This is a genomic window from Variovorax sp. YR266, assembly GCF_900107295.1.
Taxonomy (GTDB): Bacteria; Pseudomonadota; Gammaproteobacteria; order Burkholderiales; family Burkholderiaceae_C; genus Variovorax.
In genome coordinates this window covers 97,095-119,797 of record NZ_FNPM01000003.1, presented here as the reverse complement: position 1 = coordinate 119,797, position 22,703 = coordinate 97,095, and the positions used below count along the sequence as shown (strand labels likewise).

The 22,703-nt window shown below is 65.1% G+C and carries 23 protein-coding genes; 9 read left to right on the top strand and 14 right to left on the bottom strand.

From position 1 onward, the window contains the following. Positions 1-2 precede the first annotated feature (2 nt). The 10 genes from BLW48_RS09720 to BLW48_RS09675 form a co-directional block, all read right to left on the bottom strand. Entirely contained in the window at positions 3-764 is a 762-nt protein-coding gene (locus BLW48_RS09720; RefSeq protein ID WP_093174314.1) for a thymidylate synthase family protein, read from the bottom strand. 53 nt (positions 765-817) lie between these two features. Next, a complete protein-coding gene (locus BLW48_RS09715; protein ID WP_093174312.1) occupies positions 818-1,480 on the bottom strand; it encodes a C1 family peptidase in 663 nt (220 codons plus the stop codon). Next, a complete protein-coding gene (locus tag BLW48_RS09710; RefSeq protein WP_093174310.1) occupies positions 1,477-2,574 on the bottom strand; it encodes an ImmA/IrrE family metallo-endopeptidase in 1,098 nt (365 codons plus the stop codon). Before BLW48_RS09710 ends, BLW48_RS09715 begins: the two co-directional genes overlap by 4 nt. Further along, entirely contained in the window at positions 2,571-2,939 is a 369-nt protein-coding gene (locus tag BLW48_RS09705; RefSeq protein ID WP_218137501.1) for a helix-turn-helix domain-containing protein, read from the bottom strand. The genes BLW48_RS09710 and BLW48_RS09705 overlap by 4 nt, the downstream gene beginning before the upstream one ends. Then, positions 2,936-3,208, bottom strand: a complete 273-nt coding sequence (locus BLW48_RS09700) for a hypothetical protein (protein ID WP_093174306.1) — start codon at positions 3,206-3,208, stop codon at positions 2,936-2,938. Before BLW48_RS09700 ends, BLW48_RS09705 begins: the two co-directional genes overlap by 4 nt. 404 nt (positions 3,209-3,612) lie before the next feature. Further along, positions 3,613-4,044 (bottom strand): TetR family transcriptional regulator, encoded by a 432-nt coding sequence (locus BLW48_RS09695; RefSeq protein ID WP_093174304.1) that lies wholly within the window; start codon positions 4,042-4,044, stop codon positions 3,613-3,615. Continuing rightward, complete coding sequence (locus tag BLW48_RS09690; RefSeq protein ID WP_093174302.1) at positions 4,041-5,954, bottom strand: site-specific integrase; 1,914 nt, start codon at positions 5,952-5,954, stop codon at positions 4,041-4,043. The genes BLW48_RS09695 and BLW48_RS09690 overlap by 4 nt, the downstream gene beginning before the upstream one ends. Further along, on the bottom strand, positions 5,951-7,630 hold the full coding sequence (locus BLW48_RS09685) for a site-specific integrase (protein ID WP_093174300.1): 1,680 nt from the start codon (positions 7,628-7,630) through the stop codon (positions 5,951-5,953). The genes BLW48_RS09690 and BLW48_RS09685 overlap by 4 nt, the downstream gene beginning before the upstream one ends. After that, positions 7,630-8,781 carry a tyrosine-type recombinase/integrase gene (locus BLW48_RS09680; protein WP_093174298.1) on the bottom strand — a complete coding sequence of 384 codons (1,152 nt, stop codon included), beginning with the start codon at positions 8,779-8,781 and terminating at the stop codon, positions 7,630-7,632. The genes BLW48_RS09685 and BLW48_RS09680 overlap by 1 nt, the downstream gene beginning before the upstream one ends. Beyond that, on the bottom strand, positions 8,782-9,087 hold the full coding sequence (locus BLW48_RS09675) for a hypothetical protein (RefSeq protein ID WP_093174296.1): 306 nt from the start codon (positions 9,085-9,087) through the stop codon (positions 8,782-8,784). A 129-nt stretch (positions 9,088-9,216) separates the two neighbouring features. Between BLW48_RS09675 and BLW48_RS09670 the strand changes: the two genes are divergently transcribed. Together BLW48_RS09670 and pyk are read left to right on the top strand one after the other, a co-directional pair. Further along, positions 9,217-10,422, top strand: a complete 1,206-nt coding sequence (locus tag BLW48_RS09670) for a phosphoglycerate kinase (protein ID WP_093174294.1) — start codon at positions 9,217-9,219, stop codon at positions 10,420-10,422. Positions 10,423-10,511: 89 nt separating this feature from the next. Further along, entirely contained in the window at positions 10,512-11,960 is a 1,449-nt protein-coding gene (pyk, locus tag BLW48_RS09665) for a pyruvate kinase (RefSeq protein ID WP_093055398.1), read from the top strand. A gap of 6 nt (positions 11,961-11,966) precedes the next feature. Here the strand turns inward: pyk and BLW48_RS09660 are convergent, their stop codons facing one another. Then, positions 11,967-12,983 carry a 1-aminocyclopropane-1-carboxylate deaminase gene (locus BLW48_RS09660; protein WP_093055400.1) on the bottom strand — a complete coding sequence of 339 codons (1,017 nt, stop codon included), beginning with the start codon at positions 12,981-12,983 and terminating at the stop codon, positions 11,967-11,969. 136 nt (positions 12,984-13,119) lie between these two features. Between BLW48_RS09660 and BLW48_RS09655 the strand changes: the two genes are divergently transcribed. The 4 genes from BLW48_RS09655 (at position 13,120) to BLW48_RS09640 (ending at position 16,709) form a co-directional block, all read left to right on the top strand. Continuing rightward, the gene (locus BLW48_RS09655) at positions 13,120-13,605 is read left to right on the top strand and encodes an Lrp/AsnC family transcriptional regulator (RefSeq protein WP_093055402.1); all 486 of its coding nucleotides are present in this window, start codon (positions 13,120-13,122) and stop codon (positions 13,603-13,605) included. Between the two features lie 35 nt (positions 13,606-13,640). After that, positions 13,641-14,570 carry an alpha/beta hydrolase gene (locus tag BLW48_RS09650; RefSeq protein WP_093174292.1) on the top strand — a complete coding sequence of 310 codons (930 nt, stop codon included), beginning with the start codon at positions 13,641-13,643 and terminating at the stop codon, positions 14,568-14,570. Positions 14,571-14,634: 64 nt separating this feature from the next. Further along, positions 14,635-15,699 (top strand): class II fructose-bisphosphate aldolase, encoded by a 1,065-nt coding sequence (fba, locus tag BLW48_RS09645; protein WP_013544161.1) that lies wholly within the window; start codon positions 14,635-14,637, stop codon positions 15,697-15,699. Between the two features lie 104 nt (positions 15,700-15,803). After that, the gene (locus tag BLW48_RS09640; RefSeq protein ID WP_093174290.1) at positions 15,804-16,709 is read left to right on the top strand and encodes a phosphoribosylaminoimidazolesuccinocarboxamide synthase; all 906 of its coding nucleotides are present in this window, start codon (positions 15,804-15,806) and stop codon (positions 16,707-16,709) included. Positions 16,710-16,713: 4 nt separating this feature from the next. Here the strand turns inward: BLW48_RS09640 and BLW48_RS09635 are convergent, their stop codons facing one another. Together BLW48_RS09635 and BLW48_RS09630 are read right to left on the bottom strand one after the other, a co-directional pair. Beyond that, positions 16,714-17,157, bottom strand: a complete 444-nt coding sequence (locus BLW48_RS09635) for an META domain-containing protein (RefSeq protein WP_093174288.1) — start codon at positions 17,155-17,157, stop codon at positions 16,714-16,716. 108 nt (positions 17,158-17,265) lie between these two features. Next, positions 17,266-18,186 (bottom strand): tetratricopeptide repeat protein, encoded by a 921-nt coding sequence (locus tag BLW48_RS09630; protein WP_093076187.1) that lies wholly within the window; start codon positions 18,184-18,186, stop codon positions 17,266-17,268. A gap of 36 nt (positions 18,187-18,222) precedes the next feature. Between BLW48_RS09630 and purE the strand changes: the two genes are divergently transcribed. Genes purE through BLW48_RS09615 form a run of 3 tightly spaced genes read left to right on the top strand, consistent with a single transcriptional unit; the run spans position 18,223 to position 20,977 of the window. After that, positions 18,223-18,783: a 5-(carboxyamino)imidazole ribonucleotide mutase gene (purE, locus tag BLW48_RS09625; protein WP_093174286.1), complete on the top strand. Its 561-nt coding sequence runs from the start codon at positions 18,223-18,225 to the stop codon at positions 18,781-18,783. After that, a complete protein-coding gene (locus tag BLW48_RS09620) occupies positions 18,780-19,979 on the top strand; it encodes a 5-(carboxyamino)imidazole ribonucleotide synthase (protein ID WP_093174284.1) in 1,200 nt (399 codons plus the stop codon). The genes purE and BLW48_RS09620 overlap by 4 nt, the downstream gene beginning before the upstream one ends. After that, complete coding sequence (locus tag BLW48_RS09615; protein WP_093174282.1) at positions 19,976-20,977, top strand: L-threonylcarbamoyladenylate synthase; 1,002 nt, start codon at positions 19,976-19,978, stop codon at positions 20,975-20,977. The genes BLW48_RS09620 and BLW48_RS09615 overlap by 4 nt, the downstream gene beginning before the upstream one ends. On the opposite strand, the gene BLW48_RS09610 is transcribed toward BLW48_RS09615, so the two are convergent. Further along, positions 20,978-22,543 carry an alpha/beta hydrolase family protein gene (locus BLW48_RS09610; RefSeq protein ID WP_093076183.1) on the bottom strand — a complete coding sequence of 522 codons (1,566 nt, stop codon included), beginning with the start codon at positions 22,541-22,543 and terminating at the stop codon, positions 20,978-20,980. It abuts the gene before it with no gap. Between the last annotated feature and the right edge of the window lie 160 nt (positions 22,544-22,703).

Here is a 22,703-nt window from a genome sequence, read left to right as displayed (position 1 = left end):
CTTCAGTCGGCCGGTACGCTGACCAGGCTCTCTAGCGTGGCGTGGAAATGGGCCGCATCTCCCCAGCTGCGTGGCTCCAGCTGCGCGTGCGTCGACACGCACGTCAGCGTACCGGCCGCCAGATTGCTTTCATGAGCAACGAACTGCAGCAGTTGCGACAGACCGATCAGGTTGCCAAGCGCTTTGGACAGATAGTGGTGCGAGCGATAGATGGCCGTCAGTTCCACCTGCTCCCTGCCGGTCATCTTGAAGCTCAGATGGCTCAGGCACGGCATGTTGGACACCCGGCCGCCATCGCGTGCGACATCGAAGGTCGGCAGCTCGCAGCCGAATGGTGTGTCCGGATCCAGATCCTCGGACGGCTCCGCAACACCAAGCTCGTAGTTGTTGTGATACGCATGGCCTTCGGTGGATGCACGGATGAGCTTGGTGACGATCTGTTCCAACGGATTGATGACCTCGCGGGGATCCAACGCGCGGCGCTCCATGATGCGCAGCGCGTAAGTGCCCCAGGTGTTCTTCTTCTTGGCTCGGACCATGCGGTCCTTGAACGCGTCGTAGAAGGCCGGTCGGCCGTAGCGCCTGTACATGGCTTGCGGAAAGATGGTTGCCGCGACGGTCTTGACGCTCGAATCGCAGTACGTGCGGATGGCATCGTCAACGATGGCCACACGGTGCTTGTCCTGCGCCGTCAAGACCTGCGGCGTTGCGAGTTCCAGCACGAAGTTACGGCCCTGCTGGCCATTTTGATCAAGGTGGTTCACGACCTCGAGCCATGTCGGGACGATCCTGTCCCCACGGAATATTCTTGCCATCGCTAGACCTTGAATGCCGTCACCGCGTGTGCGTCGACGTATGTGAACGGCAGCCATGCGCTGCCTGCATCGCCCCAGCTTTCGCCCCACGAGTTGCGAATCTTGATGTGTGGCTCGCTCGTGCCGGCGTGAACGCCCGTACCCACGGCGACCACTGCATGCCGCAAGCCCTGAAGGACCTTTTGCGAAAAGGCGATCGTGCCCTTCACGGGCGTGTAAAAGGTCTCGGTGAGCTTGAGCACCAGCCCGATGGGGTGACCGGCCTGGAGGTGTGTAACGACGGCGGTTGCATCGACCACGCAGGCAAGCATGGCACTCGAGTAAAGCGGCGGCGCCTCGCCGGTGTCGGAGGGCGTCAGACCAGGCAGCATCGGCGGCGTCTCTGCTGGCTCCGCGACGAGGTAAGGGCACAGGTCGGCCGTGGGCTGGCCCGGACACGAGACGGCCAAGAGCGCCGGCGCAAGCCTAAGCCCATCGCCGGCCTTCCATCCCAACGTCTGGCGTGCCACGCTGCGGTACAGATATTCCGCGCTCAGGAGCGCGGAAACCTGGTTCGCATGCGCGTTGATTTGGGATAGGGCGAAGGCAAGGCACGTCGGGCGCATGCCTTGGTCCAGCGCCGGGCCCCAGTGATGGGAAAGATCGATGCTTGCGGAAATGGTCATTCTTCCAGCGCCTCTTTCAATCGCCTCTCGCGCCCCGCCGCGCTCAATCCGACCGGGCTGGATTCGAACTTCGTGCGCAGCGAAAACGCCGTAGGCAGCGGTGTGCCCGCACGCAGCCAAGGCTGGCGCTCGGCCAAGCCAACTTCCACAACGCTTGCCGCGCCGAATGTCGTCGCGGCGTTCGGCTCCAGGGCCTGCGGTGCGTGGGTGGGCGCCTGCGCGGCCACCGCTGGCTTTGACCCATCAAATGCAAGTTCGTACCGCGCCGTGGTCGCAGAGCCAACCGGCAGATCGGCCTCGGCCGCCGCGCTTTGCGCCGAGCTGTCGATGGTGACCGGCTTAAGCGTATAGCCGGCCGCTGCCGCCTCATCGACGGACCAGAGGTAGCCCGCGGCGGCATGACTGGGCAGATCCATGATGATCTGATCGCTCAGGCGAGGCTCCAGGATGTGGTCCTTGTCTCGGGGACCCACTTGCCAGACGTCCGCTGCAGCCTCGCGGAATGTGCCTTGCGGAGCGAGCGCCGCCTTGATGTCGGCCGGGCGGACTTTTGCCAGCCGACGCGCGGTGGTGCTGTCGAGCTTCTTGTGACGTGCAAGCGACCAGACGGTGCCTGCATAGCTCAAGCCTAGGCGCAGCGAGAGCTGGTAAACGGTTAGCGGGTTGGTAAGCATGTTCCAACCCCAGCGCTGCACGCGCACCACATGCGCGATGAGCCAGAGCGGCGAGATAAGCGCATACGCGAACTGGTCGGCCTCCAGCTCGAAGCCGCTTGCGTCGGCCTCATAGTCGATGCGGTCGTCCGCGGTTGTGCCATGCCCCAGGAAATAATGCCCGAGTTCGTGCGCGCACGTCATATGAAACATGCCGCTGGGGCGTAGGGTGTTGAGCAGGATGCCGACTTGATCTTCGCGCAGGAAGGCGCCGAGCAACTTGTCCAGCGGACGCGCCAGCACCTGGATCCCCTCGGCCTCGGCGATGCCCACGGGATCGATGCGGGTGTAACCGCTCGCGATGCGATCCATCGCCTTCGACTTTTCCAGCACGCCACCGGCCAGGCGTGCGACCCTGAGGGCAGCGCTGCGCTCGATCATCCATTGCTCCTCGGCGTGTTCTTCTTATTGGCGCCCGCGCGCAGAAAGTCTGCAAAGCGCGCCACTTCGTTCAGGTCCTTCTGCGACAGGCCCTTGAGCGTGCGGGCGAAAAAAGCGACTTTCTCTCCGTCGCCGGGTTCTTCTCCCGACAAAAAGTAACCCACGCTGCGGCCATACAGCCGGGCCAGCTGGTCGAGTTCGACTGCCTCGATCTTGCGTGTGCCGGATTCGATGTTGCTGATCGCAGGGCGCGACACGCCTAGAGCGTTTGCCACCTCTTCCTGGGACATGCCCAGGTACTCGCGCGCTTCGCGAAGGCGCGCCGCCATCTCGTTGCGTTGTGTGTCTGAAGACTCGGAGGTCACTTCTTCTTGCCCTCTACGTACGCCATGACCTTAGCTGTGAGGTCGTCAACGAACTGCTGTTTGGACTCGTATCCGCCTTTGCGGATGACCGATGCTTCGGGGATATGCATGCCCACGATTGCCTCGATGCCCAGCAGCGCATCGACTGCAGCAAGCGAATCGAGCTCATCGACAAAGTCCTCGACACTGTCCGACTCATCCGTCTTGAGCGATTGCCGTTCCCAGAACTCGCTCAAGTTGTTTTCAATTGCTGCCTTCATCTCATTCATGATGGCTCCTTGTTTAAAAAATAAACATGTACCGTACGAAAATCATACGCTGAAAAGATCTGATGTCAAGGCAGCCGGGGTGGACAGTCGCTAACAGATCGAAGGGCGAGATGGGGGGCACCGGCACCGGCAGTATTCCAACGGGATCAGGATCCACAACTCTGAAGTACTTCAATCGGGCGGTCCTCGGAGCGAAGCTGGTGGTGGTCGACGTGACGCCCAGCTTTCCGTGCGTGGCCCCGATAGCGGACGCGCCGGCCAGAATGAAGATTTATAAGAGCGGGAGGGTGAAGAAGGTGACGACCGTCCCGGCGAGCGCTCAGGGAGGAACAGCGAGTCGGATCCCAGCCCCTGTTTCAGCCATCCACCGACGAAGCCCGCCACCAACAATGATGGTACGTCCATCAGAAATCCATTTCGGGCGTCTTGTCCCTGGCACGCGATACCAATTCAACGATCTTGGGGTCGCTCAGCTTTGCCCTGAGCACGGCATTCTCGGCGGTCAGCACTTCGTTGATCGAAGAAAGCCTGGCGACATCGGTGCGCAAAGCGGCGACTTCCTGGCGCAATGCCTTGGCGTTGCGCTTTTCTTCCTTGAGCGCCAGGGTCTTCGCATCGCGTTGTGTTCGGTTGTCGCGGCCCTGGGCTTGCCGGATCGCATCGGCAATGCCAGGGTAGTGGTTGTGGATGAGGGCCGTGCTGACGCCGGCCTCGCGCGCGACGGAGGCGATGCTCAGCCGGGTCTCCTTCGTGAGCGAGCGGCCGCGCTCGATACGGAACATGGCAAGGCGCAGTTCCTTTTCTCGCGCCTGGGCGGTCTTGCGGGGCGCGCTCACACGATGAGTTCCCGGTCGTCATGCCCCAGAGCGACCAGTACATCGCGGCATCGGGCCATGTCGCGTCGAACCATGTTCAAGCCGCCCTCTCCGATGTCATCGCACGCGAGCACCTCTTTCAAGTGGTCGTGGAGGCCCTTGTAAAGCCTGGCATGCTGACGGCCGATCACGGCGTTGCTGCAATCAATGCACCGGGTGTGCCCGATGCCATTGCCGATGCACCGGTTGTCGTCGGCCGTGCACCATGCGTGGCCGTTGCTGCGGATCGCTGTGCTGTTCGCCAAGGCGCGCACCATCTGCTGGTGGCTCTTGAAGATGGTCACGGCCTCGCCGCCACGCCAAGCCATGATGTTGGTGCCGTACCCTCCGGCGAGTTGTTCGTGTGGTCTCAGCCAGCTATCGGCCAACCCCGCCTTGATGTCGTCCAGTTCGTCCTGGATTTCGATGTAGAGCTTCATCTCTTGCGACTCGTTCAATGCATAGCCAAGGGTCATGTCCATCGACCAGTGTTTGAAGTGCTCCTTCAGGTAGCGCAGGTCTCCGAACTGGCTGCGGGCGGCGTAGTTGGCGAACTTTCGGCGGAATTGGTGTGTCGCCAGAGGCCAGCTGACGCCAGCGTTCTTTGCAAAGGCCTTCAAGCACGTGTTCCATGAGCTACCTGACACGGTGCGGACCACGTTGCGCTGCCTCGGAATGACCGCCAGGAATACGGCTTTCAGGTGGCGCTGCGCTTCCGCGATTTCCGGGTCCATCGGATCGGCGGCGCGGCGCCACGCAATTTCTGCTTCGATCTCGGCCTGGTAAGGCTTGGCCCAGCGGTCCATGATCCGCAATGCGGTGACGCCGGCTTCCGGGATCATCCATTCGGTGCGCCCTTCATCGGTTTTCCTGGACTCCGAGCGCAGCCACCAACAGGTGAGGGCGCCGCCCTGGTCAGCGGCTGTGCTGGCAGGTTCTTCCGTGCTGTAGCACGCATCGGATTGAATGAGTGCAAGCTCATGATTGCGACATCCGGAGACACTGGCGACCACGATGTAGCAAGCCGTGCGGAGCTCCCGCAATGCCTTATTGAAGACTCCAAGTCCGTCGACCCACCCTTGTCGCTTCAAATAGCGTGTCAGGGCGCCGTCGGTCGCTTGGCGGCCCCGGTCTTCCTTGGCCTTTTTGAAGCTATCCACGCCGTCCCGAAGGTTCAGCAGCACGGTCCCCCGCGCGACGGTCGTCCAAGCCGCCTGGAAGAGCGTGGTGAACACGTCGTCCGGTATGAGCGGCGTCTTGCCTCCGCGATCGCTGGTCCCATGGCCCGTCATCCCCGCCATGTGCGTCGCCGAAGTTCCAAGCCACGGATGCGTGGTCATCGGGTCTTCCGTATGCTGGCTGAGCTCGTAGATGGCTTCGACCACGCTGAAGCGATGCATGAGAGATGAGGCCTTCAGTGGTTTGCCCGCGCCGGGAAAAGGAGCGCACTGGCGATGCTCTTTGCATGCCTGGGCATACACTGCGCAGACCATGGGCGTTGCGTCGGATAGCCGACCGATATTCAGACGATGCAGGTATTGAAGGAAAGGGCCGGCATCCCTCAGCAGCTTGACGATGCTGCGAGCCGTCGGTCGCTTCTTTCCGGCCCGTCCCCGTCGAACATAGCGATAGAGGATCGCCTTCATGGTGTCGCGATAAGGTGCCGGAACGAGGGTGAAGTCCAGGAAGCTTTCGCAATCTCGCATGTTCGTGGGCAGACCCAGGATTTTCCATCGATCCTCGCCATACCGACTCAGGATCACCCATCGACCATCGACTTCCTGCGCAGAGATGATGAGCAAGTCTCGTTGGGTGGCGGACAGTCCGCGAACGTCGAACGGCTGGGTTGTTCCCATCGGTTCCTGGGGGATGGGCAGGGCAACTCGTCTCATGTCAACGCATCCAGCTCACTGATGATCGTTTCACTGGCCCAGAAAGGATGCGGATCGTGTCGAGCCCGCTCCCGGGCTGCCGCCACCTGCGCCCTTTTGAAGAGCTTGCGGGCGATGCCGGCCTCAATGACGTCCCGCTCGATCAGGCGAGGGATGTGAGAGAACAATCGTTCCCACCGGCGTTTTTCCATGCGGGGCTGTTCCCGGAGCACTCGCCAGTAAAACGAATAAAGCCGCCACAGGTCATCTCCCGTGACCACGTAGTTCCTGCAACGCAGGCAATTGAGAAAGCTCTCGCACACGGCGTCGTGGCGTTTCGGCGCATAGTCGCCGTTCCTGTTGTCGGAACACCGGCCCACTGGCGTGCGCGCCGTCGCGCCCAGCGTATTGGCCAGCAACTCCTTGACCAGGCATGTCCCCATGAACTGCCAGTTTCTTCGGGCCTCTTCGCTTGGACGCAGGTAGTGGCGGGCCGTGACCGAAGGGGTGTTTCCCGCCGCAATCGCCGTGGTGGCCGTGTCGCCGTCCAGAATTTCGTTGACACGATTCGTGAACGTCTTTCGAAGGCGGCTCACGTTGATGCGCATCGGCTTGCCTTCGCTGTCGGTCAGACGGTATTCCCTGACGAGCATGCTGACCGCATCACCCAGCACGTTGTTGCTCAAGGTCGAGATCTGCCCGATCCTGTCGCCCGCGCGAGACCGGAACAGCCACACGCGCTCGCGAATCTCCGCCGGTGCTTCTTCGCGAACGGTCGCCGTTAGTTCGATGACGCGGCGAATAAGTCGCACGACGGTCGGGCGCAGCGTCGGCGTCGACTCGACCACCCGATCCACCGTACTGTTGGATCGCAATGCGACCTTGGTCGTCGTATGTCCGCGGCGCTTGTACAGCACCAGGAACTCGATGTCATCCTTGGGATGGGCCCGCAGGCAATCGACAGGCATTTCGAGCAGCGGCGTGGTGTTGCGTCCGGTATGAAGCGCCACCACCAGCAGGGCGTGGGCCAGCAAGGTGCTCGACGGCTCGGCGTCCAACGTGAAAAGAGGCATGACAGCAGTCTTCACAGCGACAGTGAAAGCCTTGCGCTGTTCCCGCGAAAGGGGGGTCTCTCCGAGGGTGTGGTGGTGGCTGCCGGGAAACGGATTCATGGGGAAGGTGCGGTCATCGCCACTGTTCACCAGTTCGAGAACCCCGCGACGTCCCAAGGCGACAAGGACGGACTTGGTCAGGTTGTAGCAAGTCTGTTGGGTCGGCGTTGTATAACCCTTATCACGCAGGAACCCTAGGTAGCCGTCCACGGTATCCCGCGTGATAGCGGCTAGGGACAGCGGCTGCCGCGCCGCGGTGCTGCGCAACACCAAATAGTCGAGAAATTGCCTGAGTCCACTCACGCAATAGGCAACGACCGTGGAAACTTCAACGTCCGAATCCTGTTTGTCCAGAAAGCGCTCGATTTGTCGCTGGCAGGCATACGTGATGGGATCGATGCCCACGCCATACCAGGGGCCGAAGTCGAATCGCCGGCGACTCGAGGCGTTTCTGCCGATATGGACAATCAGATTGTCCGGCGGAATGACATCGGCCGAGATGACCACTTGTTGTTTGGCATTGCGTGTGTATTCGATCCGTGCGGTGGCGAGGTCGGACTTCACGAAAACCTTGCGCTTTCCCATCAGCACTCCTCAGCCCAGTTGTTTAGTTCGTCGTCATAGGCGAGCACGGCATCGTCGGCCAGTTCGTTGACTAGGTGCAGATACACCATCGTGGTGTTGATCGATGCGTGTCCGAGTTGTTGTTGCAGGAATGCGAGCGGCTCGATCCGGTTGCGATCGCGACTGCGCTGCAACGACACCAACGTGTGCGTGGCGTAGGTGTGCCTCAGCATGTGGGTCCAGACCCGGACCCCGGCCTTCTGGCCGATGAGTCTGACAATGCGATCCAGGCTCTTGCCATCGGCGCTGAAAGGTTCGCCTTCCTGGTTCAGAAAGAGTGCCTTCTGCTCGCGTGCACTCAGGCAGGCGCGTTCGCCGCGAACATGGACCGCATAGTGGCGCAAGTCCTCCATTAATCGCCGGCTGATATAGATGTCTCTCGGCTTGCTGCCTTTGGTTTTCATGCCGTGCCCGTCTCGAGGAGAAAGACTCACACGGATGTTGCGTGCCTGGCGATCCGCGCTGTCCGGGGCGACGACAAGGGCCAGCGGAAAGGTCGCCAGCTCCTCCCTGCGCAATCCAGTCCCCAGCGCAAATCGAATGATCATGCGGTGGTGAGGATTGGTGGCTGCCTGCAGCAGGGCTTTTGCTTGTTCACTGGAGAGAAATTTTGGGATGTCCTTGTGAGCCCGCGGCATGACATCTCGAACGGAAGTTTTGCCGCCTCTCGCATCGACGTGGGCAAGAAGTGCCGGCGCTCGAGGTGCACGACGCTCCTCGAATCCGAAGGGCAGGTTGCCGATCCATGTCTGTCGAAGCGCGAACTCGTAGAACGCGCATACGTAGAGCAACCGGTTGCGCACCGTGTTGCGTGCGAGTTCGGCGACGTCGAAGCAATAGTCCCGATAGGCTGCAACCAGGGTCTTGTCCTCCCCCCGATCGACATCGTCCCAGGCCAGCTCGTGGGCTTGCAAGAAGCTGAAATAGTCGTACAGGGCCTGCCCGGTGTTGGCCCAGGACTTCTTGGAGCCGATCGGACCGCGCAGAAGATAGAACCGGAAGAACTGGTTGACGGGTGCGCAGCCTTCCATGTTGTCCCTCAACAGAATTGGAAAGCCTGGATACGGGTGCCCACTGATGACGAAATCGCTGGTGGCAAAAACGAGGTGCATTCAGAGCCCTTTGCCCTTCAAGAAGGCCACGGCGCCCTTGAAGTCCAGTTCAAACAGGTGCATCACGAGATCCACGGCGCCGCCGCCGCCGCATTGGGCCCGCGAATCGTGGAACTTGGGGCCGGTGCACAGGAACTCGTAGTCACGATCGGCAACATTTGCGTGCCAACGGGTCGTCTTCGGATTGGCGCGCGGCTTGAACTGGGCATCCTGGGCCATGTGAATGGCGAGCGCCCTCAAGAGGGCGACCGAGTCGAGCCTGCGCCAACGTTCCAGTGTGAGGTTATCCACAACCTTGTGACCCATTTTTCCCTCCCCCAGTCCCCCACCCGCTACTCGTCTCTGAGAGAGACTTAGCGCACTATAGCTACTCCCTAACGATAAAAGGGCTCCCATACAATGCAGGCCGACCCGTCTTCCACCTCCTCCAGATCCATGAACGTCATTCGATTCACCGACCTCTGCGCACAGGGCAAAGCCGCCGGCCAGCGCGTCTTCATCCGTGCCGACCTCAACGTGCCGCAGGACGACGCAGGCAACATCACCGAAGACACGCGCGTGCGCGCCTCGGTGCCTTGCATCCAGCTGGCGCTCGACGCTGGTGCAGCAGTGATGGTCACGTCGCACCTGGGCCGCCCGACCGAAGGCGAGTTCAAGCCCGAAGACTCGCTTGCCCCCGTCGCCAAGCGCCTGGGCGAGCTGCTCGGCCACCCGTACGAAAATGGGGTGCCGCTGGTCTCCAACTGGGTCGACGGCGTCGACGTCAAGCCCGGTCAGGTCGTGCTGCTCGAGAACTGCCGCGTCAACAAGGGCGAGAAGAAGAACGACGAGGCGCTGGCCAAGAAGCTGGCCGCCCTCACCGACATCTACGTGAACGACGCCTTCGGCACCGCCCACCGCGCCGAGGCCACCACCTACGGCATTGCGCAGTTCGCGAAGATCGCCGCGGCCGGCCCGTTGCTGGCGGCCGAGATCGACGCCATCACCAAGGCGCTGGCGCAACCCAAGCGGCCGCTGGTGGCCATCGTGGCCGGCTCCAAGGTCAGCACCAAGCTGACCATCCTCAAGAGCCTGTCGGCCAACGTCGACCAGCTGATCGTGGGTGGCGGCATCGCCAACACCTTCATGCTGGCCGCCGGCCTGAAGATCGGCAAGTCGCTGGCCGAGCCCGACCTGGTCGACCAGGCCAAGGCGGTGATCGACGCCATGCGCGCGCGCGGCGCCGACGTGCCGATTCCGGTGGACGTGGTCACGGCCAAGACCTTCGCGGCCGATGCGGCTGCCACCGTCAAGGACGCAAGCGATGTGGCCGACGACGACCTGATCCTCGACATCGGCCCGAAGACGGCCGCGATCCTGGCCGCGCAGCTGCGCGAAGCCGGCACCATTGTCTGGAACGGCCCGGTGGGCGTGTTCGAGTTCGACGCCTTCGCCAATGGCACCAAGGCCATCGCGCAGGCCATTGCCGAGAGCAGTGCCTTCTCTATCGCCGGTGGCGGCGACACGCTGGCGGCCATCGCCAAGTACGGCATCGAAAAGCAGGTCGGCTACATCTCGACCGGCGGCGGCGCCTTCCTGGAAGTGCTGGAAGGCAAGACCCTGCCGGCCTTCGAGATCCTGTCGAAGCGCGCGGCCGGTTGAGCAAGGCCCTGCGCGGGAAAACCCATGGGTGACTTCCGTCCGACACACAAAGTGTATACAGTAGCGAATACAAAACGGAGACTACCCTCATGAGCACGGACCGCATCCCCCGCCACGCCACCAAGATCGTTGCCACGCTCGGTCCGGCGTCCAGCACCCCCGAATTGCTGGAAAAGATGATCCAGGCCAAGGTCAGCGTGGTGCGGCTGAACTTCAGCCATGGCACCGCGCAAGACCACATCGACCGCGCCGCCATGGTGCGCGAAGCCGCCCGCAAGGCCGGCCGCGAAGTGGCCATCATGGCCGACCTGCAGGGCCCCAAGATCCGCGTCGGCAAGTTCGCGCAGGGCAAGGTCTGGCTGGAGCCGGGCGCCAAGTTCGTGCTCGACGCCTCGCGCACCGAACTCGGCGACGCCGATGCCGTGGGCCTCGACTACAAAGACCTCCCGCGCGACGTGAAGCCCGGCGACAGGCTGCTGCTGAACGACGGCCTCATCGTGCTGACCGTCGACGCCGTCAAGGGCGAGGCCGTGCACACCACCGTCAAGCTGGGCGGCGAGCTGTCGAACAACAAGGGCATCAACAAGCAGGGCGGCGGCCTCACGGCGCCCGCGTTGACCGCCAAGGACATGGAAGACATCAAGACCGCGATGAGCTTCCAGGCCGACTACGTGGCCGTGAGCTTCCCGAAGAACGCCACAGACATGGAAATGGCGCGCCAGCTGTGCAACGTGGCCGCGGCCGAGTACGGCCACAAGCCCGGCATGATCGCCAAGATCGAACGCGCTGAAGCCATCCCGAAGCTGGAAGAAATCCTGCGCGCCAGCGACGGCATCATGGTTGCGCGCGGCGATCTCGCGGTCGAGGTGGGCAATGCGGCCGTGCCGGCGCTGCAGAAAAAAATGATCCGCATGGCGCGCGACATGGACAAGGTGGTCATTACCGCGACCCAGATGATGGAGTCGATGATCACCAACCCCGTGCCCACGCGCGCCGAAGTGAGCGACGTGGCCAACGCCGTGCTCGACGGCACCGACGCCGTGATGCTCTCGGCCGAGACCGCCTCGGGCCGCTACCCGCTCGAGACCGTGCAGGAGATGAGCCGCATCTGCGAAGCTGCCGAAGCTGCCGAAGACAAGACGCTCGACGCCGATTTCAGCGGCAAGACCTACAGCCGCATCGACCAGTCGATCGCCATGGGCGCGCTGTTCACTGCCCACCACCTGGGCGCCAAGGCCATCGTGGCGCTGACCGAGTCGGGCTCCACCATCCTGTGGATGAGCCGCCACCGCGCGCACATTCCCATGTACGCGCTGACCTCGCGGCTGGCCACGCAGCGCAAGCTGGCGCTGTACCGCAACGTGCGCCCGCTGCTGATGGATTCGGAAAGCGACCGCGACACCGCGCTGCAGCAGGCCGAAAACCACCTGAAGAAGCGCGGCATCGTTCAGAGCGGCGACGTCTACGCCATTACCTGCGGCGAGCCGATGGGTGCCCCTGGCGGCACCAACATGCTCAAGATCTGCCGCGCGAGCTGAGTCGGCTCAACCGTTGCGGAACAGGAAGCTGTAGGCGTTCAGCGCGGGCACCCCGCCCAGGTGCGCATACAGCACCTTCGAGCCGGCCGGGAATTCCCCCAGCCGCACCTTCTCGATCATCCCGTGCATCGACTTGCCCTCGTACACGGGGTCGGTCAGCATGCCCTCGAAGCGCGCACACAGGCGAATGGCTTCCAGCGTGCCGTCGTTCGGCAGCCCGTACTCGGGGCCGCCGAAGCGGCGGTCGAGCACCACGTCTTTCTCGGTGATGTCGCGGCCCAGCTCCACCAGCTCGGCCGTGTTCTTCGCGATGCGCAGGATCTGGTCGAAGGTCTGCTGCGGCTTGGCCGAGGCGTCGATGCCGATCACGCGGTCGGCCCGGCCGTCGGCCGCGAAGCCCACCACCATGCCGGCCTGCGTGCTGCCGGTGACCGCGCAGACCACGATGTAGTCGAACTTGAAGCCCAGCTCGGCCTCCTGCTGGCGCACTTCTTCGGCAAAGGCGACGAAGCCGAGCCCGCCGCGCGGATGCTCCGAGCAGCCCGCCGGAATCGGAAACGGCTTGCCGCCAGCCTTGCGCACGCTCTCCATCGCGTCTTCCCAGCTCTTGCGGATGCCGATGTCGAAGCCTGCCGCGTCCAGCCGCACGTCGGCGCCCATGATGCGTGACATCTCGATGTTGCCGACCCGGTCGTACACCGCGTCGGAGTAGTTGACCCAGTTCTCCTGCACCAGCACGCATTTCAGCCCGAGGTGCGCGGCCACCGCGGCCACCTGCCGCGTCTGGTTCGACTGGATGCCGCCGATGGACACCAGCGTGTCGTAGCCGCCCTCGAGCGCCTCGGGGATCAGGTATTCGAGCTTGCGCGTCTTGTTGCCGCCGAAGGCCAGGCCGCTGTTGCAGTCCTCGCGCTTGGCGTACAGATCGACCTTGCCGCCGAGGTGCGCGCTCAGCCGCTTCAGCGGGTGAATCGGCGTGGGGCCGAAGGTCAGGGCGTAGCGGGGAAACTTCTTCAGATTCATGGGAGCGGCTCCAGGGAGTTGAAGCCTTAGATCGTAGAAAGAAGCGAACGCAACGTGCTTGCGAAGTTTTGTGGATTCTCTAGAGAAAAAAAGGCACTATGGCCAGATCGAAAACTTTCAAGCCGAAAAATAAGGCATGAGCACAACAAAATTGCGTATCGCGCCGGAGCTCGATCGCACCGACCGCGCCATCCTCCGCGCCCTTCAGCGCGACGCTTCGCTGTCGAACGTGGCGCTGGCCGCCAAGGTCAATCTCAGTGCGGCCGCCTGCCTGCGCCGTGTCGAGCGGCTCAAGGCGGAGGGGTTCATCAAGGGCATCGTCGCCCTGCTCGATGCCGACGCGCTCGACGTCGGCATGCTCGTGATGATCGGCGTGGTGCTCGACCGCTCCACGCCCGACTCGTTCGCCGACTTCGAGAAGGCCGCGCAGAAGGTGTCGGGCTGCCTCGAATGCCATGTGGTCACGGGCGAGTTCGATTACTTCATGCTCGTGCGCACGCGCGACAACGACAGCTTCAACCACCTGCATGCCGAGCAGCTGCTGTACCTGCCGGGCGTGCGGCAGGTCCGGACTTTCGTTGTGCTCAAGCAGGTGCTGTCGACCACGCAGTTGCCGATCTGACGAAACCGGCGCCCGCCCGCGTGCGTACTGTTGCGATGAGTCTTCCCACCTTCGCGTCACTCCGCCGGCGCCGCGGCGCTTTCTTCATCGCCCTCTGCGTCATCGCCGCCGCAGTGCTCCCGGCCTGCTCGCCGGTCAAGGTGCTCAACGGCCTGGTGCCCACCGACACTTACCGGCTCCAGGGCGGCATCGCCTACGGCCAGGCGCCCCGCCAGTTGCTCGACGTGTACCAGCCGTTGCCGGCCACGCAGCCGGCCCAGGGTGCGCGGCCGCTGGTCGTGTTCTTCTATGGCGGCACCTGGACGACCGGCGACCGCGCCAGCTACAGGTTCGTCGGCGAGGCGCTGGCCGCGCGCGGCGCGGTGGTGGTGGTGCCCGACTACGGGCTGTCGCCGGCCTTCACCTACCCGGCGTTCGTGCGCGACAGCGCGCTGGCCGTCAAATGGGCGCTCGACAACGCGGCCCGGCTGGGCGCCGATCCGAAGCAGGTGTTCGTGATGGGGCACAGCTCGGGTGGCTACAACACCGCGATGGTGGCACTCGACGAGCGCTGGCTCGGCGAGGTGGGCGCCAGCCCGAAGCAACTCGCGGGCTGGATCGGCCTGGCCGGCCCCTACGACTTTCTGCCCATCGGCGACCCGCAGGCGCAGGTTGCCTTCAACTGGCCGGACACGCCGCCCGACTCGCAGCCGCTGGCGCATGTCACGCCAGCCTCGCCGCGCGCGCTGCTCATGGCGGCATCGAAAGACGACCTGGTCTACCCCGACCGCAACACCGGGCAGATGGCCACGGCGCTGCGCGCGGCGGGCGTGCCGGTGCAGGTCAGGCTGTTCGACAACCTGAGCCACGTGACGCTGATCGGCGCTTTCGCCAGGCCCATCCAGTGGCTGGGTGGGCCGGTGCTGCCGCCGGTGATGGAGTTCCTCGGGTTGGCGTCAGTCCTGTCCCACAAGGGGGCTCGGTAGAATTGCGGCAGTTTTCTCTCGTCTTTCCGCCTTCTTCTTTCCCTAATTTCCGCGAGGTATTTCCATGGCACTCGTCTCGATGCGCGAACTGCTCGACCATGCCGCAGCCAATGGCTACGGCATTCCGGCCTTCAACGTCAACAACCTCGAACAGGTCCAGGCCGTCATGGAGGCCGCCAAGGAAACCGGCGCGCCCGTCATCCTGCAAGCCAGCGCAGGCGCCCGCAAGTACGCCGGCGAAGCCTTCATCAAGCACCTGATCCAGGCCGCCATCGAGCAGTACCCGAACATCCCGCTGGTCATGCACCAGGACCACGGCCAGAACCCCGACGTCTGCAAGGGCGCCATCGACCTGGGCTTCAGCTCGGTCATGATGGACGGCTCGCTCGAGGCCGACGGCAAGACCATCGCCAGCTACGACTACAACGTCGACGTCACCAAGAAGGTGTCGGACATGGCCCACCGCCTGGGCGTCACCGTCGAAGGCGAGCTCGGCTGCCTCGGCTCGCTCGAGACCATGAAGGGCGACAAGGAAGACGGCCACGGCACCGACGACACCATGACGCGCGAACAGCTGCTCACCGACCCCGAGCAGGCAGCCGACTTCGTCAAGCGCACCCAGATCGACGCGCTGGCCATCGCCATCGGCACCAGCCACGGCGCCTACAAGTTCACGCGCGAGCCCACCGGCGACATCCTGGCGATCGACCGCATCAAGGAAATCCACCGCCGCATTCCCAACACCCATCTGGTGATGCACGGCTCGTCGAGCGTGCCGCAGGAACTGCTGGCCATCATTCGCCAGTACGGCGGCAACATGAAGGAAACCTACGGCGTGCCCGTCAAGGAAATCCAGGAAGCCATCAAGCACGGCGTGCGCAAGATCAACATCGACACCGACATCCGCCTGGCCATGACCGGCGCGGTGCGCAAGTTCCTGGCCGAGAACCCCGAGAAGTTCGACGCCCGCGAGTGGCTCAAGCCCGCGCGCGAGGCCGCAAAGCTGATCTGCAAGCAGCGCTACATCGAGTTCGGCTGCGAAGGCCAGGGCGCCAAGATCAAGGGCGACACGCTGCAAGTGGTCGCCGCCAAGTACGCCAAGGGCGAACTGGCTCAGGAAGTCGTCTAAAAACTTCCTTGCGATTCGAAGGCCACCGTTCGCGGTGGCTTTTTTCTGCGCGCACAATCCGCTTTCACCGTCCCACGTTCCCCACCGCATTTGTTGTTGTTCCCATGACCACCGTCCACACCTCCTCCATCCAGAGCCTGCCCCTGCTTGCGCGCGGCAAGGTGCGCGACAACTACGCCGTCGGCGAAGACCGCATCCTGATGGTCGCGAGCGACCGGCTCAGCGCCTTCGACGTGATCATGGGCGAGCCCATTCCCGGCAAGGGCGAGATCCTCACGCAGATGGCGCTGTGGTGGTTCGAGCGGCTGGGCCAGATCTGCCCCAACCACCTGACCGGCGACGCGCCCGAAAGCGCTGTAACACCCGATGAGGTGCCGCAGGTCACGGGCCGCTCGATGCTGGTCAAGCGCCTGAAGCCCATTCCGGTCGAGGCCGTGGTGCGCGGCTACCTGGCCGGCAGCGGCTGGAAGGAATACCAGGACAGCCGATCGGTCTGCGGCGTGCCGCTGCCCGAGGGCCTGACCAACGCCAGCAAGCTGCCGCGCCCGATCTTCACGCCCGCCGCCAAGGCGGCAGCCGGCGAGCACGACGAGAACATCAGCTACGACCGCGTGGTCGAGATCGTCGGCCCCAAGCTGGCCCAGCAGATCCGCGAAACCAGCATCGCCATCTACGAAACCGCCGCCCAGATCGCCCTGACCAAGGGAATGATCATTGCCGACACCAAGTTCGAGTTCGGCCTGGACGAAGCCGGCACGCTGGTGCTGATGGACGAAGTGCTCACGCCAGACAGTTCGCGCTATTGGCCGGTCGAGGGCTACCAGGCCGCGCTGGCCACCGGCGCCAACCCGCCGAGCTACGACAAGCAGTTCGTGCGCGACTGGCTCGAAGCCACCAAGATCAACGGCAAGCCGTGGGACAAGACGCCCCCGGCGCCGCGCCTGCCGGCTGAGGTCATCGAGAAGACGGCTGCCAAGTACCGCGAGGCGCTGGAGCGCCTGACGGGCTGATCCTTCAGCGCGACGTTCCCGAGTTCAACAGCGCCACCGTCCGCCCGCTGCCGTCCAGCAGCGCCAGCCGGCTCTGCCCCGCCAGCCGGTAGCTCGCAGTACTCTGCAGCGCGGAAATGAACTGCGCTTCATTGGCCCCACGCGCCGGGTCCGCGCAGGCCATGCGGGTAGAGGCCAGTTGGCCGATCTTCAGCGTGATGCCGCTGCGCGTGAAGGTGCCCGAGATGCGGTTGCAGCCGCCCGAGCCGCTGACGCGGCCGCTGCTGCGGTCGAACTGAACTTGCGCTTCGCTCTGCCCGACCGGCTCGTCACCCAGTTGAGCAAGGCGCCAGACCGGCCCTTCGATCGGCTCGTCGAGGCTGATGCCGCTGCCGCAACCGGTCAGGGCGGTCAGCAGCGCCGTCGTGGCAAGAAGGGGAAACACGATACGGCGGGCGAAGGAGCGCATGGCCAGTCTTCCTTTTCAATCTGCAACAAGTTGAATCGGGCGTGATCGTATTCGAGGCGGCCACGAAAAAGCGACCCCGAGGGTCGCTTTGTGGATCCGCTTTCCGGATCAGCTCAGCACGATGCTGCTGAGGCGGCGGCGATAGGTGGCCACCACCGGATCGTCCGGCGGGATCTGCCCGTCGGCCACCTTCACCTTCGGCGGCTCGATCAGGTCGAGGATGGCGATGTAGGTCTTGCGGGCCAGGTCTTCGCTCCAGGTCTTGTCGCGCATCAGGATGTCGAGCAGCTCGTCCATCGCGTCGGTCCAGCGCTGTGCGGCCATCAGCAGGCGGGCACGGCCGAAGCGGGCGTCGAAGTCGCGCTTGTTGGCGGCGATCTTCGCCTCGAACTCGGCGATCGCAGGCGCGGCGCCTGCCACCGGCGCTGCGAAATCGATAGCATCCATCCAGCGCTGCAGTGCATCGAAGCGGCGCACCAGCGTGGTCTTGGCGATCACCGGGGCAAAGGCGACCTTGGCGTCGTCGACGCGGCCTTCCTGCAGCAGCAGCTTGATGTAGTCGAAGCGGGCGTCGTCGTTGGCCGGGTCGGTGGCCACTGCGTGCTGCAGCCGTTCGAGCGCGCCCTGGGTGTCGCCTTCGGCCAGCGCTTCCTGCGCGGCGGCTTCTTCAGAGGCGGCCTCGGCCTCGTCGGCGCCCGGCACGTGCTTGTCGAGGAATTCGCGGATCTTCTCGGCCGGAATGGCGCCGACAAAGCCGTCCACCGGCTGGCCGTCCTTGAACATCACGCAGAACGGGATGCTGCGCACGCCGAACATTTCGGACAGCTGCGACGAAATCTGCGGCACCTTGTCGGCGTCGAGCTTGGCCAGCGTGAAGCGGCCGGCGTACTCGACTTCGAGCTTTTCGAGCACCGGGCCCAGCTGTTTGCAGGGGCCGCACCATTCGGCCCAGATGTCCAGCAGCACCGGCGTGGCCACTGAGCCTTCGATCAGTTCGGCCTGGAAATTTTCGAGAGTGATGTCGATCATCGGAACCAGCTGAGGGTGAAACGTAAAATTGAAACCATGAACGAAACCATTCAGGTCGGTGTAGTGATGGGCTCGAACTCCGATTGGGAGACGATGCGCAACGCGGTCGAGATTCTCCAGCAATTCGGAATCAGTCACGAAGCAAAGGTGGTCTCGGCCCACCGGATGCCCGATGCGCTCTTCGCGTACGCCGAAAGCGCCGCCGGGCGCGGGCTCACCGCAATCATCGCGGGCGCGGGCGGCGCGGCCCATCTGCCGGGCATGCTGGCCTCCAAGACCACGGTGCCGGTGCTGGGCGTGCCGGTGGCCAGCCGCCACCTGCAGGGCGTCGATTCGCTCTACAGCATCGTGCAGATGCCCAAGGGCGTGCCGGTGGCCACTTTTGCCATCGGCAACGCGGGCGCGGCCAATGCGGCGCTGTTTGCGGTGGCGATGCTGGCGGTGAACGACCCGGCGCTGCGCGCGAAGCTCGATGCCTTCCGCACGGCGCAGACCGCCGCCGCCGAAGCTATGACGCTGCCGCCGGCTACCGCCGGCGACACTGGCAAGGCACCCCCCGTGTCTCCTTTCTCGCCGCAAGGCGGAGGTGCCCTGTGAGCAACAGCAAGAACGGTGACCTGCCCATCCTCCCGGGCGCCACGCTCGGCGTGCTCGGCGGCGGCCAGCTGGGGCGCATGTTCGCCCATGCGGCCCAGCGCATGGGCTACTTCACGGCGGTGCTCGATCCCGACACCGACAGCCCCGCCGGCCGCGTGAGCCACCACCACATCCACACTGACTACGACGACGTCGACGGCCTCGCCCGCCTCGCCGGCCTGGCCGATGCGGTGACGACCGAGTTCGAGAACGTGCCAGCGCCCTCGCTGGAGCACCTCGCGGTCGCGCGGCCGGTGTCGCCCGGCGCCTCGGCCATCGCCATCGCGCAGGACCGCATCGCCGAAAAGGCCCACTTCACCCGCTGCGGCGTGCCCTGCGCGCCCTATGCGGTCATCGAGACTGCGGCGCAGCTCGCCGCCGTTGAAGACAGCCTGCTACCCGGCATCCTGAAGACCGCGCGGCTGGGCTACGACGGCAAGGGCCAGCAGCGCGTGAAGACGCGCGCCGAGCTGGTCGACGCCTGGCAGGCCACGGGCTGCGTGCCCTGCGTGCTCGAGAAGATGCTGCCGCTGGAGTTCGAATGCTCGGTCATCCTCGCGCGCAGCCGCGACGGGCAGATCGTGCACTTTCCGCCGCAGCGCAACCTGCACCGCGACGGCATCCTGGCTGTCACCGAGGTGCATCCGCAGAACATGCCGAAGACGGTGGCGCAGGGCGCGGTCAATTCGGCGAAGAGCATCGCCAACGGCCTGGGCTATGTGGGCGTGCTGTGCGTCGAGTTCTTCGCGCTGGCCGACGGCTCGCTGGTCGTCAACGAGATGGCGCCGCGCCCGCACAACAGCGGCCACTACACGATGGAAGCCTGCGACGTGTCGCAGTTCGAGCTGCAGGTGCGCACGCTCGCCGGCCTGCCGCTGGCCGCGCCGCGCCAGCACAGCCCCGCGATCATGCTCAACCTGCTGGGCGACCTGTGGTTCACCGAGGGCGGCGACAAGCCGGTTTCGCCGCGCTGGAACGAGGTGCTCGCGCTGCCGGGCGTGCATCTGCATCTCTACGGAAAGATCGACCCGCGGCGCGGCCGCAAGATGGGCCACCTCACGCTCACCGGCGCCACGCTCGAAGCCGTGCGTGTCACCGCCTCGCAGGCCGCGCTGCTGCTGGGCCTGCCGGCGGTGACCACCGCCGATCTCGCATGATCCTCGACGGCCGCTCCCCCGAGTCCATTGCCGAAGCCGCGCGCGTGCTTCGCGCGGGCGGGCTGGTCGCCTTTCCGACCGAGACTGTCTACGGCCTGGGGGCCGACGCGAGCAGCGACATGGCCGTGGCAGGCATCTTCAAGGCCAAGGGGCGACCCGCCGATCACCCGCTGATCGTCCATGTGGCGGCCGGCATCAAGGGCACCGAGTCGCTGTCGCGCTTCGCGCAGCCGCTGCCGCTCTTCGCGCAGAAGCTCGTGCAGGCCTTCTGGCCCGGGCCGCTCACGCTGATCGTCACGCGCCAGCCCGGCGTGGGCGCGGCGGCGGCCGGCGGGCAGGACACCATCGGCCTGCGCTGCCCCTCGCATCCCGTGGCGCAGGCGCTGCTCGAAGCCTGCGCCCAGCAGGGTGTGCCCGGCCTTGCGGGGCCCAGCGCCAACCGCTTCGGCCGCGTCAGCCCGACCACGGCGCAGCATGTGCACGACGAGTTCGGCGACGCGCTGCTGGTGGTCGACGGCGGAGCCTGCGAGGTCGGTATCGAGTCGACCATCGTCGACTGCAGCCGTGGCGCCCCCGTGCTGCTGCGGCCCGGCCTGATCACGCGTGCGCAGATCGAGGCCGCCTGCGGCGAGAGGCTCAGCGACCGCGAAGTGCTCGAAACACCCGACCCGCGCGCCTCGGGCACGCTGGAGGCGCACTACGCCCCGGACGCCAAGGTGCGGCTGATGGACGCCAAGGCGATCCAGACCGGCCTCGACGTGCTGGGCGCGAATGCCGCGCACATCGCCGTGTGGTCGCGCACCGTGGTGCGCAGCCGCTCGCAGCGCGTGCTGCAGCGGCGCATGCCCGACGACGCGGCGGCCAGTGCGCAGCAACTCTTCGCGGTGCTGCGCGAGTTCGATGCGCAGGGCGTCAAGCTGATCTGGGTCGAGATGCCGCCCGACACGCCCGATTGGGAAGGCGTGCGGGATCGCTTGCAGCGCGCGTCGGCGGCCTGATCAGCCCCCAGCGGCGAGCACGCCCTGGAAGAAGCCACGGGCGGAGGCCAGGCAGAACGGCGGCGCCAGCGTGCCGTGGTACGCCAGCGTGACCGCCTGCGCCTTGTCAGATGCGCTGCCTGACGTGTTCTGCGCCAGCAGGGCCTTGGCCTGCGCGAAGCCGGCACGGGCCGTCGAGTAGGCGTCGATCGCGGCCGAATCTTCCAGATCGACCACCGCCAGCGCGGTGGCCGGCACACCCTTGGCGCGGAAGTAGCCTGACGTGGCGCGGGTGCTCACGAAGTTCACCGTCGGATCGTTGGCGCCGCCGCACATCAGCATCGGCCGGGTCGGCGTCCAGTTGCGCAGGTCGTTGGCGAGCGCCGCCTTGCGGAAGCCCGTGGACGGCTTGCAGTCCAGCGGCGAGGCCGTGCTCAGCGACGCCGACGTGGCCGGCAGCGCGTTGCCGGGGCAGGGCGTGGCCTGGATGTCGCCGGCGGCCTGCGTCAGGAAGCTCTGCTTGATGAGGTTGTTGGCGCCGTAGAAGATCGACAGCGAGGGGCTCACCGGCCCCGGCGTGGCATTGGCCGGGAACAGCGCCAGCTGCGGCAGCTTGCCGCTGGAGAACAGCGTGCCGGGCGAGGTGCTCGGCAGCAGGGTGTCGATGCCGTTGGCGTACTGCGCTTCATACACGTCGCTGGTGGAGCTGTAGACGTTGCCGAACTGCTGCTGCCAGCTGGTCGACAGCAGCGGCACGAACAGCGTGGCGCCCAGCGCCGGCCAGCCCTGGTAGGTGTAGTCCGTCAGCAGGCTGATGGCCGAGGGTGCCGACAGTGGCGCCGACGCCGTCACCGTCTTGCCCGTGGCCTGCATCTCGCGGTGCGCCGCCATTGCCACGTAGCCGCCCTGCGAGTAGCCGGTGATGAACAGCGAGCCGGCGTCGTTCGCGCCGATGCCCGAGAAGGTCTTGCGCGCGGCGGTGAGCGCGTCGACCATGTCCTTGCCCTGCTGGTCGCCGTTGAGATACGGGTGGTAGGGAAGGGTCGACTTGTCGTAGCCCGCGTAATTGGGCGCCACCACGATGTAGCCCTGCGCCGCGAACATGGCGGCAACCATCAGGCCCTCGCCGGCAGCCGCCTGCGTGCTGTCGGTCCACTTGGCCAGGTTGTAGGCCTTGGCGGCGGTGGTGCCGTGGGCATAGAGCACCACCGGACGCTGGCCGCCGCAGGCCACGTCGGAGCCGGTGGGCACCATGATTGCGGCGGTGGCGTTGGTGGCCTCGCTCTTCGCGCCGATGGTGCGGTATTCGAGGTAGCGCAGGTCGATGCCGCACTTGGGCGTGCCCGCCACCTGCAGCAGCGCCTTGCCCTGGTCGCTGGCCTGCAGGCTGGCGGTGAACTGGTCGGCGGTCAGCTTCGCCGTCTGCTCGGGCGGGTTGGTGACCACCGAGCCCCGGCCGTCGTCGGTGGCGGGCGGCGGAACGCCCACCCCGATGCCGATACCCCCGCCACCACCACCGCCTCCGCAGGCGGCGAGCAGCAACAAGGTTGCGCCTGCGAGCGCCGTCAGGGCTGCTGTCTTGCGCATCGGGACGGACGAATGGGGGTGGGGCTTTGTCAAGGCATGTCTCCTGCGTTGGTTTTGTACGGAAAAGAACGACCGTCCGATTCTGTGCAGGGGCATGCCCGCGCGCAAGCGGGCGTTTGCCCTCAGAAGATTTCAGTACACGGCCGCTGGCCGTGCGCCT